Source organism: Thalassospira sp. HJ (assembly GCF_000948415.1).
GTDB lineage: Bacteria > Pseudomonadota > Alphaproteobacteria > Rhodospirillales > Thalassospiraceae > Thalassospira.
This window is the reverse complement of the sequence record NZ_JYII01000006.1, coordinates 360,364-372,451: the sequence shown is the minus strand read 5'-3', so window position 1 is coordinate 372,451 and position 12,088 is coordinate 360,364. Positions and strand designations below refer to the sequence as shown.

Annotated in this window: 11 protein-coding genes; 6 read left to right on the top strand and 5 right to left on the bottom strand. The window is 56.3% G+C overall.

Annotation, left to right across the window (positions count from 1 at the left end):
• Positions 1-24: 24 nt before the first annotated feature.
• Complete coding sequence (locus UF64_RS03660; RefSeq protein ID WP_044827235.1) at positions 25-357, bottom strand: helix-turn-helix transcriptional regulator; 333 nt, start codon at positions 355-357, stop codon at positions 25-27.
• Positions 358-518: 161 nt separating this feature from the next.
• On the opposite strand from UF64_RS03660, the gene UF64_RS03655 reads away from it, so the two are divergent.
• The 3 genes from UF64_RS03655 (at position 519) to UF64_RS03645 (ending at position 3,627) form a co-directional block, all read left to right on the top strand.
• Positions 519-842 carry a helix-turn-helix transcriptional regulator gene (locus UF64_RS03655; protein ID WP_044827234.1) on the top strand — a complete coding sequence of 108 codons (324 nt, stop codon included), beginning with the start codon at positions 519-521 and terminating at the stop codon, positions 840-842.
• A gap of 51 nt (positions 843-893) precedes the next feature.
• On the top strand, positions 894-1,931 hold the full coding sequence (locus UF64_RS03650; RefSeq protein ID WP_200892629.1) for a permease: 1,038 nt from the start codon (positions 894-896) through the stop codon (positions 1,929-1,931).
• A gap of 103 nt (positions 1,932-2,034) precedes the next feature.
• A complete protein-coding gene (locus UF64_RS03645; RefSeq protein ID WP_044827232.1) occupies positions 2,035-3,627 on the top strand; it encodes a peptide chain release factor 3 in 1,593 nt (530 codons plus the stop codon).
• A 75-nt stretch (positions 3,628-3,702) separates the two neighbouring features.
• Here UF64_RS03645 and UF64_RS03640 read toward each other — a convergent pair whose 3' ends face one another.
• The 3 genes from UF64_RS03640 to UF64_RS03630 form a co-directional block, all read right to left on the bottom strand.
• Positions 3,703-4,032, bottom strand: coding sequence for an AzlD family protein (locus UF64_RS03640; protein WP_044827231.1), 330 nt, complete (start codon positions 4,030-4,032; stop codon positions 3,703-3,705).
• Positions 4,029-4,874 carry an AzlC family ABC transporter permease gene (locus UF64_RS03635; RefSeq protein WP_044827230.1) on the bottom strand — a complete coding sequence of 282 codons (846 nt, stop codon included), beginning with the start codon at positions 4,872-4,874 and terminating at the stop codon, positions 4,029-4,031. Before UF64_RS03635 ends, UF64_RS03640 begins: the two co-directional genes overlap by 4 nt.
• Before the next feature lie 165 nt (positions 4,875-5,039).
• Complete coding sequence (locus tag UF64_RS03630; RefSeq protein WP_044827229.1) at positions 5,040-5,948, bottom strand: LysR family transcriptional regulator; 909 nt, start codon at positions 5,946-5,948, stop codon at positions 5,040-5,042.
• 156 nt (positions 5,949-6,104) lie between these two features.
• Here UF64_RS03630 and speB point away from each other — a divergent pair, with 156 nt between their 5' ends.
• Positions 6,105-7,160, top strand: coding sequence for an agmatinase (gene speB, locus UF64_RS03625; RefSeq protein WP_044827228.1), 1,056 nt, complete (start codon positions 6,105-6,107; stop codon positions 7,158-7,160).
• A gap of 56 nt (positions 7,161-7,216) precedes the next feature.
• On the opposite strand, the gene UF64_RS03620 is transcribed toward speB, so the two are convergent.
• A complete protein-coding gene (locus UF64_RS03620; protein WP_044827333.1) occupies positions 7,217-8,116 on the bottom strand; it encodes an AraC family transcriptional regulator in 900 nt (299 codons plus the stop codon).
• Between the two features lie 371 nt (positions 8,117-8,487).
• Here UF64_RS03620 and UF64_RS03615 point away from each other — a divergent pair, with 371 nt between their 5' ends.
• Positions 8,488-10,599 carry a methyl-accepting chemotaxis protein gene (locus tag UF64_RS03615; RefSeq protein ID WP_044827227.1) on the top strand — a complete coding sequence of 704 codons (2,112 nt, stop codon included), beginning with the start codon at positions 8,488-8,490 and terminating at the stop codon, positions 10,597-10,599.
• A 336-nt stretch (positions 10,600-10,935) separates the two neighbouring features.
• Positions 10,936-12,087 (top strand): efflux RND transporter periplasmic adaptor subunit, encoded by a 1,152-nt coding sequence (locus tag UF64_RS03610; protein ID WP_044827226.1) that lies wholly within the window; start codon positions 10,936-10,938, stop codon positions 12,085-12,087.
• Position 12,088: the final 1 nt, after the last annotated feature.

Sequence of the window (12,088 nt, the reverse complement as noted above, 5' to 3'; positions counted from 1 at the left end):
ATCCTCTGCAAAAGGCGTTGTGAACTAACAGCAGCCGTCATTTGATGGCCGAACAATTCCGCAAAGTTCCGGGCGGCCATGGCAGCAGTCATCGGCAAGGAACCCCAGAAGATCGCGCATCGCGTCGGGGACAATCCGGTAAATGATCGACCGGCCTTCGCGTGTGTTGGTGATCAGTCCGGCCTGACTAAGGGTGGTCAGGTGCGATGACATGGTGTTGTGCGGGATCGACAGCTGCCGGGCCAGTTCGCCCGCGGCAATGCCATCATTCCCCGCCCGGACCAGCAACCGGAAAGCCGCCAGTCTGTGTTCCTGTGCCAGGGCGCCAAGGGCGCTGATTGCGTGTTTTGTTTCCATATGTCGGGAAATATCGACATATTGACTTTTTGACAAGTGACATTTGTATTTCAGTCGGTTCAATTGTTGCCTAAAACGTCAAAAGACAATTAATATCAATGTGTTAATGGTGTCGAAAAAAAATACATTTAAATAACTAGTAATATAGTTATAATTGCGGAATGAGTGAAAAAAACATCGCACCGGCCTTTGCCGCCCTGGGTCACGAAGCCCGTTTGAAAATTTATCGCCTGCTGGTCAAGGCAGGCGACGATGGCCTTAACATTGGCGATATCGGTCGACTGCTTGGCCTTCCGGCTTCGACCCTTTCCCATCATCTGGGGAATCTGGTTCAGGCCGGTCTGGTCAAACAGGAAAAGCTGGGCCGTGAAACCCGCAATCGGGCGGATTTTGATGTGATGCGAGATCTTGTCGGCTTCATCACCGATGAATGCTGCAGCGGGATTGATCTTGAGATTGCCGGTGAAGAAGAAAGGGCCTGCTAGGTCGGGCCTCTTTTTTTGAGCTAAAGAAACTAATTTTCTAGGGATATGGATATGAGTGCCCTGACAGTTCAATTGCGCCGCTTCGGGTCATCTGCACGACAGATTGATCGGGTTTTGCTGGCTGCCTGCATCATCCTTGCCGCGATCTTTATCTTCGATGCGCCGCAATTTGTGCCAAGTGTGCTGTTCACGGCCCATTCCTTTGCCGAAACCGCACCGTTCCTTGTCCTTTCCATCGGGATTGCCGCCTATGCCACGGCAACCGGCGCCGATAACCTGATTTCACGTGCTTTTGCCGGGCGGCCTGTGCGCATGGTCTTTACTGCTGCCGCCTTTGGTGCGCTGTCGCCCTTTTGCTCCTGCGGGGTGATCCCGTTGATTGCAGCCCTTTTGGCCATGGGGGTTCCGCTGGCCCCGGTCATGGCGTTCTGGCTCGCAAGCCCCGTGATTGATCCGGCGATGTTTGTTCTGACCATGGGGACGCTTGGGACTGATTTTGCCGTAATCAAAATGATTTCCGCCATTGCGCTTGGTTTGATGGGCGGCTTTGTCACCATGTGGCTGGGGGCGCAGGGATTTCTTTCCGATCCGCTGCGCGACGGCGTTGGTAATGGCGGATGCGGTGGTGCGAAGGTCCGCTCGCACAAGGCCGTCTTCTGGAAGTTCTGGCAGGATGATGAACGGATCAAAAAGTTCCGTATCTCGGCTATCTCGAACATGATCTTTCTCGGCAAATGGCTTGCTTTCGCCTTCCTGCTTGAAAGCATCATGGTTGCCTATGTTCCGGCCGAAAGTGTCAGTGGATTGCTCGGTGGGGACGGGTTGGCACCGATCGCGATTGCCACCGTTGTCGGGGTGCCGGCCTATTTGAACGGCTATGCCGCCCTTCCGATCATGGAAGGCCTGATTGCCCAGGGCATGCAGTCGGGGGCGGCAATGGCATTTCTGGTGGCCGGTGGTGTTTCATCTATCCCGGCCGCCATCGCTGTCTTTGCGTTGGTCAAAAAGCCGGTCTTTGCGCTTTATCTGGTCTATGCGCTGGTCGGTTCGTTTGCAATCGGCGTCATTTCGCAGTTTTGGCTGCGTTAAACCGTCCGCTTCATGTCCGATATGATGATTTCACGGTGGCAATACCGTTAAAAATCGCTACATTGCGCGCCAAGAAATTCATATCGGATTAAAGTTGATAACCATGTCGATGATTGACCAGCAGGTATCGCGTCGTCGTACCTTTGCCATCATTGCCCACCCGGATGCGGGTAAAACGACCCTGACCGAAAAGCTGCTGCTGTTCGGGGGTGCCATTCAGATGGCCGGTGCGGTGAAGGCGAAAAAGGAACAGAAGGGTGCCCGTTCGGACTTTATGAAGATCGAACAGGACCGCGGTATTTCCGTATCCTCGGCTGTGATGACCTTCGAGTTTGAAAAGAACATCTTCAACCTGCTTGATACGCCGGGCCACGAAGACTTTTCCGAAGATACCTATCGCGTGCTGACCGCAGTTGATTCCGCCGTCATGGTGATTGACGGTGCGAAGGGCATCGAGGCCCAGACGCGCAAGCTGTTTGAGGTCTGCCGTCTGCGTGACGTGCCGATCACGACCTTCGTCAACAAGCTTGACCGCGAAGCCCGTGATTCGTTCGAACTGATTGATCAGATCGAACAGGATCTTGCCCTTGATGTCTCGCCGGTAACCTGGCCGATCGGCTCGGGCCGTGATTTCCATGGCTGTTACGATCTGGTCAATGATCAGCTTCTGTTCATGGAAAAAGGCGGCAACGTCGTCAAGGAAGCCATTCCGATCAAGGGTCTTGATGATCCGAAGCTTGATGAACTGATCCCGGATTATCTTCTCGAAAAGCTGCGCGAAGAAGTCGAAATGGTGCGCGAAATGTGCCCGCCATTTGATCTGCAAAGCTATCGCGAAGGGCATCTGACCCCGGTCTTCTTTGGCTCGGCTGTCAATAACTTTGGCGTGCGTGAATTGCTGCGCGGCATTGGCGAAATCGCACCGACCCCGCGCCCGCAGGAAGCGGCAACGCGTCTGGTCGAGGCCGTTGAGCCAAAGGTGGCGGGCTTTGTCTTCAAGGTGCAGGCCAACATTGACCCGAACCACCGTGACCGCATTGCGTTTATTCGTCTGTGCTCTGGCCACTTCAAACGTGGCATGAAGCTCAAGCACGTTCGTGCCGGCAAACTGATGGCGGTGCATAACCCGATGCTGTTCTTTGCCAATGAACGTGACATTGCCGAAGAAGCCTGGCCGGGCGATATCATCGGCATTCCGAACCACGGGACCTTGCGTATCGGTGATACCCTGACCGAGGGCGAAGACCTTCGCTTCCGGGGTGTGCCGGCCTTTGCTCCGGAATTGCTGCAGAAAGTCCGTCTGGATGATCCGCTCAAGGGCAAGCACCTTCAGCGCGCACTTGAACAGCTCGCCGAAGAAGGCGCATCACAGGTCTTCAAACCGATGATGGGTGCTGACTGGATTGTCGGCGTGGTCGGGCAGCTGCAGTTCGAGGTTTTGAAAGAACGCATCTCGGCCGAATACGGCATCAAGGTGCATTTCGAACAGACCCCGGCCTATGCCGCGCGCTGGGTGGTTGGTGATCCGGCGGAAATCAAGAAATTCCGCGATACCAACCAGTCCGCTCTGTTTGAAGATCATGACGAAACGCTGGTCTTCATCGCGCGAAATGCCTGGCATCTCGAAACCACGCAAAACGATTGGCCGAACCTCAAGTTCGAATCCACCCGCGAACAGAACCTGATTGCGGCGTAATCATCGCCTGCCATTAAATGTAAAAAGCCGCCCTTTGATGAGGGCGGCTTTTTCTTTGTGTTCTTCGGTGGATGATTAGTTGCCGATGAAATATCGACCAACACCGACCAGAACCATACCGACCGCCATCGCGGCAAACAGGTTGCGGGCAACCGCCATGGTAATCACGGTGGCCGCCGCCCCGGCAATGCCGATCGCACCCGCCGAAAGCGCACTTGGCACCCAGACGGAAATCAGAACCGCACCGGGCAGGCGTTCCAGAACATGGGCCCAACGGCCATGTTGCGGCAAGCGATCTGCCATCAAAAGACCACCAAGGCGCATGCCATAGGTCACCGCTGCCATGCCAAGGATGGTTAAAACGGCCTCAAGGCTGAAGCTTGTCAGATCGGGGAACTGGGTCATTTTCCGGTCTCCGTGACGGGTGTGGCATCGGTAATGCCTTCCGGTGCGCCGTAAGCCTCCCGTCCTTCAACGGCGCATTCGGCCTCAAGGCTGTCATCATCCATGTCTTCGCGCCATGTGAGGGCAGCCACAAGCACCCCGGCACCCGCACCGGCCAGAATGGACCAGGTTCCCGGCAAGACGAAATGCCCGATGATCGAACCAGTCGCTGCCGCAATCCATGGCAAAAGGTCAACGCGACCTTTCCACATACCAATGGTGAGTGCGGCGAATACAGCCGTAAACGCGAAATCAAGCGCATAGACTTCCGGGTCGGGAATGCCGCCGCCCAGCAAGTACCCCACGGTGTTGCCGGTTGCCCAGACAACACCCAGGAATATCCCGCCGCCCAGCAGGAAGCCCGGATTGGCAAGATCCTTTTGCGTCATGGTTACCGCCCAGTTTTCATCGGCGACCATATGCATGCCGCTGACCTTGACCCAAAGCGGGCGGCCGCGAAACACCGGGCGCAGCGACGCGCCGATCAGGACATAGCGCATATTGATCACAGCAGTTGCGATGATGATTGTCGCACTGGGAATGGTTTCGCGCCACAGATCGACCGACACAAACTGGGCTGATCCGGCAAAGACGGCGAGGCTCATGAATAAAAGTTCGCTAAGCGACAATCCACGCTGTGCAGACAGCACACCAAGCACCGCACCAAAGATGATGGTGCTGGGCAAAAGCGGCAGGCAGGCAATCGCGCCGCGCCGAATGGTGTCTGCGTCAAAGTGCCCGGTCTGCGGTGACTTCTCGGGCGCGTGTTCGGTCTGATTCTCGGTCTGTCCGGGGCGTGACATGTCCGACGTTTCCTATTCAATCTTGTGTGCCGGTTCTTTGGGGGCGACCGGCACTTCCTTTTTTATCGCTGGTGGGCGAGGAGCCATTATTTCAGGCGCCATCATTGCCGATATCAGATAGTCGGTATTGGACGATATTGCTATTGCCGCTTTTTCACATGTCCGTCAGGAAGCCGCATCTGCGAAATCGGCGATCAGCATATCAAGGAACATCTTGGTGATCGGATCGGGTTGCTTGCTGTCATCAAGGCTGGCCTGAAAGGTGACATTCACCTTCAGCCGTTCGGGCAGGATCATGCGCATCCGCCCGGCCTCGATAAACTGCTTGGCATAATGTTCTGGCAGATAGCCCAAAAAAGCACCCGACAAGATCAGGCGTGCCTCGGCCTCCATGTCCGACACGGTGGCATGTGGCCTCGAAATGGCGAATTCCTTCAAGTCCCGACCGAGCCAGGATTTGCGCCCGATCAGGCGATAACGCCGGATTTCATCAATATCGATTTCCGCATCGGCCAGCGGGAAAAGCGGGTGATCCGATCCGCAATAAAACCGGTGAACCTCGTCATAAAGCGGGATGTAGCGCAGGCCCAAAACAGTCTTCGGAAAGCTGCAAATCCCGATCTGGATATTATCCGTCACCACCTCGCGCAGCAGATCATTGGGCGGATGGGTCACGACATTCAGCGTCACATCTGGCGCCCGTTCCATAAACCGCGCGATGGTTTTCTCGATCCGGCGGGCACCGGGATCGGTGATGGTGTTATCGGTCAGGCCAATGGTCAGCGTGCCGCTTAGCTTGTCACGAAGGGCCCGCATCTTGGTTTCATATTGCGCGACCGATTTGAAAAGCCGGTGGGCTTCTTCAAACACCACCTGGCCTTCGCGTGTCAGGGCAAACCCGCCCCGGCCACGCTTGCACAGCGTGAAGCCAAGCCGCGTCTCAAGGGCGGTGACATAGCTTGAAATTGTTGAAAGTGACAGATTGAGATCACTTTGCGCCGCGGCAAAACCCCCGGCCTCAACGATGGTCAGGAATATGCGCAAAAGCTTCAGATCGGCCTGTTCCGTAAACATCGGGCGGGGTTCCTGTGTCAGAACTCATTACTTTGAGAATATCCAAAGTAAAGTTCAGAAATACGTGATTTTTCCAATCAACGCAATTTGATCTGATCGGCGCATCATATGAGTTTGGCCACCCGTCCCGATTGGCCAAATGTTTCAGGAGGTCCCATGTTCACAAACGACAAGCTCGCCAAACTGCGCGAAAAATACGGTAACGCCAAAGGCGGGGACATGTTTGACCCGCATTTCCGCGAAGTCGCGGCCTCGCAATTTACCGAAAGTGGCGGGCGCAAATGGCCGTTTGCCGGCGTGCCGACCTTCCTTGATGCGCCGTTCGCTGCAGACGCCGAGAGCGAGAATTTCGAAAGTCTTGATATCGCGCTTGTCGGGGTTCCGATGGATCTCGGTGTGAGTAACCGTGCGGGTGCCCGTCTTGGTCCGCGCGCGGTGCGCAATATCGAACGCATCGGCCCGTATGAACATGTCCTTCGCATGGTGCCCGGTGCCATGGCGCGCATTGCCGATATCGGCGATGTACCGTTTCGCAGCCGCTATTCACTGGAAAGCTGCCACGAGGATATCGAAGCCTATTTCAAAAAGATTGTCGGTGCTGGCGTCATCCCGATTGCCGTGGGTGGCGATCATTCGATCAGCTATTCGATCCAGAAGGCCGTCGGCAAGGATCGCCCGGTCGGCATGATCCATCTTGATGCCCATTGCGATACCTGCGGCGAATATGACGGATCACGCTTCCATCATGGCGGCCCGTTCCGCGAGGCGGTGATGGATGGCGTGCTTGATCCCGAACGCACCATCCAGATCGGCATTCGTGGCGCGTCGGAATATGTCTGGGAGTTTTCCTATGACAGCGGCATGACGGTGATCCATGCCGAAGAAGTGCCGAAAATGGGCATTGATGCCGTGATCGCCAAGGCCCGTGAAGTGGTTGGCGATGGCCCGGTTTATCTGTCCTTTGATGTTGATTGCCTGGATCCGTCCTTCGCACCGGGCACCGGCACGCCGGAAGTCGGTGGCCTGACCTCGCGCGAGGCATTGGCAATTTTGCGCGGGCTTAAGGGACTGGATTTTGTCGGGGCGGATGTTGTCGAAGTCGCCCCGCAATATGATGCTACCACCAACACCGCCCATATCGCGGCACAGGTTCTGTTCGAAGAACTGTGTCTGGTGGTTGATGCGATGAAACGCCGTAACGGCGAAGCTTAAGCCAGAATAAAATTGCCTGCCCGTGCGCGCGTCGTCGTCATGGGCAGGCGCTTGGCCTAATAATCAAGGCTTGCGATAAACGCGCCGGGGCTGACACCCCACATGGTTTTGAAATGCCGGTTCAAATGACTTTGATCGGCAAAGCCGGTCGCAGCCGCCGCATCCGCAATGCTCGATCCATCAAACAGCAACCGTTTGGCCCGCCTCAGTCGCATATGATTGAAATAGGTATGCGGCGGCAGTCCGGTTGCGGCCCGAAATACGCGCAGCAAATGAAACCGGCTGAGCCCGGTGATGGCCGCCAGATCATCAAGCGATATGTTCGCATCAAGGTGGGCCGCCATATAATCAATCACGGCCTGAACCCGCTTGTCCTCGGACCCCGGCTGATAAAGATAGGGTGGGGCATCAGCATGACGCAGCGAAAACCGTGCGGCACTATAAAGAAGCTGGCTGTCACGTTCGAGACGGGTTGCTTCATCCTCCGCGCCTGGCCGGAACAGGCGATGCAGCCCTTGCAGCTGCAAATGCAATTCCGGGTCGCTCACCACGCAATTGCCAAAAAACGGCAGGCCATTGCTTTTGGGGGAAATCTCACCCACCAGATCGCCAAACACTTTCGGGTCGATGAACATGATCTGGTACTGATAGCCATCATCGGATGCCGGGCCGCCGTCATGGACCTGCATCGGGTTCATCATCAAAAGCTGCCCGCGTGCGGCGACATAATTTGTCCCGCGCGTCATGAACCGCTCTGCCCCATTAAGGATCGTGCCAAAGGCGTAATAGTCGTGGCTGTGCTTGGGGAAGGAGAAATTCTTGTAATCAGCTTCGAACATATCGATGCCCTCGGCTGCCCGCCAATGTCGGGCAATCTCGCGGGGGCGCCGGGTCGCCGGTCGGGATGAGGTCTGGCGACGCTGGGCGGCCGAGTTTTGTCGCGCAGCATTGTTCATCGGGTCATTATAACCGCGCTGGGGCATGCCAGCTTGTACAATATTGTCATGGCGACATTTTAATTGGCATCATTCCAGAATATCCGCACAGCCGCCGCCGACGTAGCGGCAAGGGACCGAGTCGCACGGGGTTTCCTGAAAAATCGCCATTTTGACGCATTCCGAAACGGATAATGACCCTCGTCCAATTGTATAGGGATGTGTTCATTTGAACATTTTAGGTCAGTCGTAATGTTGTTTTGAGCTGGATAAATGTCGGCCCCGCACCCGGTTTGATGGATGAATGCGGATTTCATCCAACTGTTACAATTCCGGGCCCATCGCGCATGTATGGATCACGCCAAACGTAAATTTCGCTGTTTGGATATTCCATGTTTCTTGACCGAATTCGCATCGGATCCCGCATCTTTGCCGGCTTCTTCGTGCTGGTGGTTTTGCTGGTCGGCCTGTCGGCCCTGTCATCGACCTATCTGCTGGGCTTTGGCGCCCATGCGGACCGCATTGCCAAAAGTACCGGCATGGTCGGGCTTGCCAATGACTATGCGCTGAAACTGGAACGTTTATCCAACCAGGTTCTTTTGTTTGCCCAGACCGTTGATCCGCTTGATCGCGAAGGCATCACCACCATGCGTGAAGCGGCAGAACTTAGTGGCGCGACCCTTGTGTTCGAGCTTCGCACCAATGGTGATCTTGACCGCGCTGATGCACTCGAAAGTCTCAGTGCCGATTACATCGCAACGCTCGAACCACTGGTGCTGCGCGCAGAAAACCTGTCTGCCGCGTCCGAAACCATGTTGCTTGGTGCCAATCAGCTCGGCAAATCGGCAGCAAGTCTTGAAGATTTCATCGCCAAGCGCGATCCCGCCATTGCCGAAAAATTTGCCGATAAACTGGGGGCTGCCAATCTGGCCGCCATCGTCAATTCGCTGCAATTCCCGATCCTGCGCACAGCCGAATCCCTTGAAGCAGCACGTACCCAGACATCCGCCCTGACCGATCTGCAGGAAGAAATCAAATCCGCGTTTGATGGCCTGACGCGCAACGAGAAGAAGCTGTTTTCCTACGCCGTTCGCGACAATGACCTGCTGAAGCAGGGCGCGAACCAGCTCGAAGCCTCCATCGCAGGCTTCCGTCAATCGATGGATGACTTCAAATCCGCCGTCCGCGAAGTTCAGACCATCGCCCAGAATATCCGGTCTGAGGCCATGGCCAATCAGACGGCCCTTGTTGATGCCGCCCACAGCCAGTCGGAAAACTCCGCACTGACCAATATCGTGGTTGCGGCCATCGGGGTTCTGATTGCCGTTGCACTCGCCCTTGGCATTGCCATGAGCATCCTGCGTCCGCTGCGTCGTGTTAATGGCGATATGACGCGGCTCAGCGAAAACGACACCGAGATTACGCTTGCCGATATCAAGCGCCGTGATGAATTCGGTGCTATGTCACGGACGGTGGCGATCTTCCGTGAAAATGCGCTCAAGATCGAAAAAATGGCTGAAGAACGCATCACGCTTCAGCGTATCGAAGAGGAAAAACGCCGCGCATCACTCGGTGCCATGGCCGAAACGATTGAGGGCGAGACCACCGGCCTTGTCAAATCGGTCAATCATCAGGTGACCCGCATGCGCGAAGCCGTGACCGAGGTCGCGGCTGCTGCCGAACGCGTCACGGTGCAGACCGAAACCGCAACCAGTGCCGCCCATGATAGCCAGTCACATTCCAACGCCATCGGCGATGCCGCCAACCGTCTGCGCGAAGCGATTGTGTCGATCGCCAACCGCGTCGAACATCAACGCGAAATCGCCCAGAACGCCGTCGGCTCGACCGAGGAATCGGCGCGTGCAGTTGATGATCTGCGCGAAGTCGCCACCAGCATCGAACAGATTGTCGATCTGATCCGCGGCATTGCCGGGCAGACCAATATGCTCGCCCTCAATGCCACGATTGAGGCCGCCCGTGCGGGCGATGCCGGCAAGGGCTTTGCCGTCGTCGCGGCAGAGGTCAAAAACCTCGCCAGCCAAACCGAACGCGCGACCGAACAGATCACCGAACATGTCAACGCCATGGGGGCGGTCACCGATCGTTGTGTCGCCTCGATGGAGGATGTCGGGGTCACAGTTCGGTCCATGATGTCAATTTCCGACGAGGTCGCAGGCGACGTAGAACATCAACGCCGCGAGACCGAGGAAATCACAGGCGCCATTTCCCTTGCTGGCGATGCGGTGCGCAATGTTGCAACAGCCATCGGTGCAGTGTCCGAAGATATCGAAGTCACCCGCAAGCTCAGCCTTGATCTGAACCGGCGCGCCGATGAAGTCGACCGCAATGTGACCGAGCTCACAGCGTCCCTTGATCGCGCGGTGGCCTCTGCTGCTGGTGATGAAGGCACTGATGATGCCGATGATGAAACCGATGCGTCCGATATCTGGCATCAGGACAATCTGGTCGCCTTCCCTCAATCTCAAAGGCGCGGTGCCGCCTGATCTCCGCTTGCTTACGCGATCTTGTGATCCCGACAGTAAAAGTTGAACAATCCGGGCCTGCACACCGTATATCGGGTGTGCAGGTCTATTGTATTTGGCCTAATTGTTCGGGTCAAAACACTGGTTTTATCGGCTGTTAAGATACAAATTGCGACGTTTCTGATACACTTTTTGTGTGGTTCTTACCGGCCGGTTGCAATATCGTTTCGGGCAACGGGATTTCAGAAAAAGCATAAAGCCCCATCGGGGGTATAGAATTGAAATACCGACACTTTCCCGGGGCGGGAACAGGGTTATTAAGGTTTTTTGGTCAGCCCGACTTGGAAGTTCAATGTGATGGCGCGTAAATCCACGCTTGTGATCGCAGGTGTTGCACTGATTGCAGTTGCGGCCTCTGCCTATTTCTTTGCCAAAGACGACATCACGGCGCTGATCGCGCCCGATGCGCAACCCGCAAGCACGGCACAGCGTGGCGGTGGCGAACGCAGTCTTCCGGTCATTGCCGAATATGCCAGCCTGATGGATGAGAAAACCGTCGTCGAGGCCGTCGGGACGGGCAAATCCGCCCTTGGTGTTTCGATCTATCCTGCGGTGTCGGGTGAGGTCGACGATGTGCTGGTTCGTGCCGGTGACAAGGTGACCAAAGGTCAGGTTCTTGTCATCCTGAATGCCGAACGTGAACGGCTTGCCCGTGACCTTGCTGCCGTTCAGGCCCGCGATGCCGAACAGCTTCTTGCCCGCTATGAAAAGGCCCGCCCGCTGGGCGCTGTTGCCGAAAGCGAAGTTGATAGCGCGCGCACAACTTTGGCCGAGGCCCGCATTGCCCTTGATCAGGCCGAGGTCAATCTGGCTGATCGCACCATCCTGGCCCCGTTCGATGGCATTGTTGGCATCCCGCAGGTCGAGGCGGGCGACCGTGTCGATAGCGCCACGGTCATTGTCACCCTTGATAACATCGAGAGCATTCTGGTCGATTTCGAAGTCGCCGAAACCCGGTTTGACAATGTCCGCCCCGGTCAGTCGGTGCGCGTTGAAACCTGGAGCCTTCCGGGTGAAGTCTTTACCGGCGTGGTTGAATCCATTGGCAGCCGCATCGATCCCGAAAGCCGCACCTTTGCCGTGCGTGCGCGTGTGCCCAACCCCAATAGCCGCCTGCTCGCGGGCATGTCCTTTGCGGTTTATGTCGATATCGAAGGCAAACAATATCCCGCCGTTGCCGAAATCTCCGTCCTTTGGGGCGACGAAGGCACCTATGTCTGGCGCATCGATGATGAAAACAAGGTCTCGCGTGTGCCGGTCCGTGTCGTAAAGCGTACCAATGGCCGTATTCTGTTGGATGGCGGTATCTTCGAAGGCGACCTGGTCGTGGTTGAGGGCGTCTTGCGCCTGCGTCCGGGCCGAACCGTTTCGGCCTCGATCCGTGGGGACAATGTTCAGTCCGACGGCGGTGGCGTTGCCACCCGCGAAGGTGCGGGCGAGGGGTCCTGAT

Excerpts from the sequence above, each read along its gene's own strand:
- UF64_RS03660 (WP_044827235.1), bottom strand. The coding sequence starts at position 357 with ATGGAAACAAAACACGCAATCAGCGCCCTTGGCGCCCTGGCACAGGAA.
- UF64_RS03655 (WP_044827234.1), top strand. The coding sequence starts at position 519 with ATGAGTGAAAAAAACATCGCACCGGCCTTTGCCGCCCTGGGTCACGAA.
- UF64_RS03650 (WP_200892629.1), top strand. The coding sequence starts at position 894 with ATGAGTGCCCTGACAGTTCAATTGCGCCGCTTCGGGTCATCTGCACGA.
- UF64_RS03645 (WP_044827232.1), top strand. The coding sequence starts at position 2,035 with ATGTCGATGATTGACCAGCAGGTATCGCGTCGTCGTACCTTTGCCATC.
- UF64_RS03640 (WP_044827231.1), bottom strand. The coding sequence starts at position 4,032 with ATGACCCAGTTCCCCGATCTGACAAGCTTCAGCCTTGAGGCCGTTTTA.
- UF64_RS03635 (WP_044827230.1), bottom strand. The coding sequence starts at position 4,874 with ATGTCACGCCCCGGACAGACCGAGAATCAGACCGAACACGCGCCCGAG.
- UF64_RS03630 (WP_044827229.1), bottom strand. The coding sequence starts at position 5,948 with ATGTTTACGGAACAGGCCGATCTGAAGCTTTTGCGCATATTCCTGACC.
- speB (WP_044827228.1), top strand. The coding sequence starts at position 6,105 with ATGTTCACAAACGACAAGCTCGCCAAACTGCGCGAAAAATACGGTAAC.
- UF64_RS03620 (WP_044827333.1), bottom strand. The coding sequence starts at position 8,116 with ATGAACAATGCTGCGCGACAAAACTCGGCCGCCCAGCGTCGCCAGACC.
- UF64_RS03615 (WP_044827227.1), top strand. The coding sequence starts at position 8,488 with ATGTTTCTTGACCGAATTCGCATCGGATCCCGCATCTTTGCCGGCTTC.
- UF64_RS03610 (WP_044827226.1), top strand. The coding sequence starts at position 10,936 with ATGGCGCGTAAATCCACGCTTGTGATCGCAGGTGTTGCACTGATTGCA.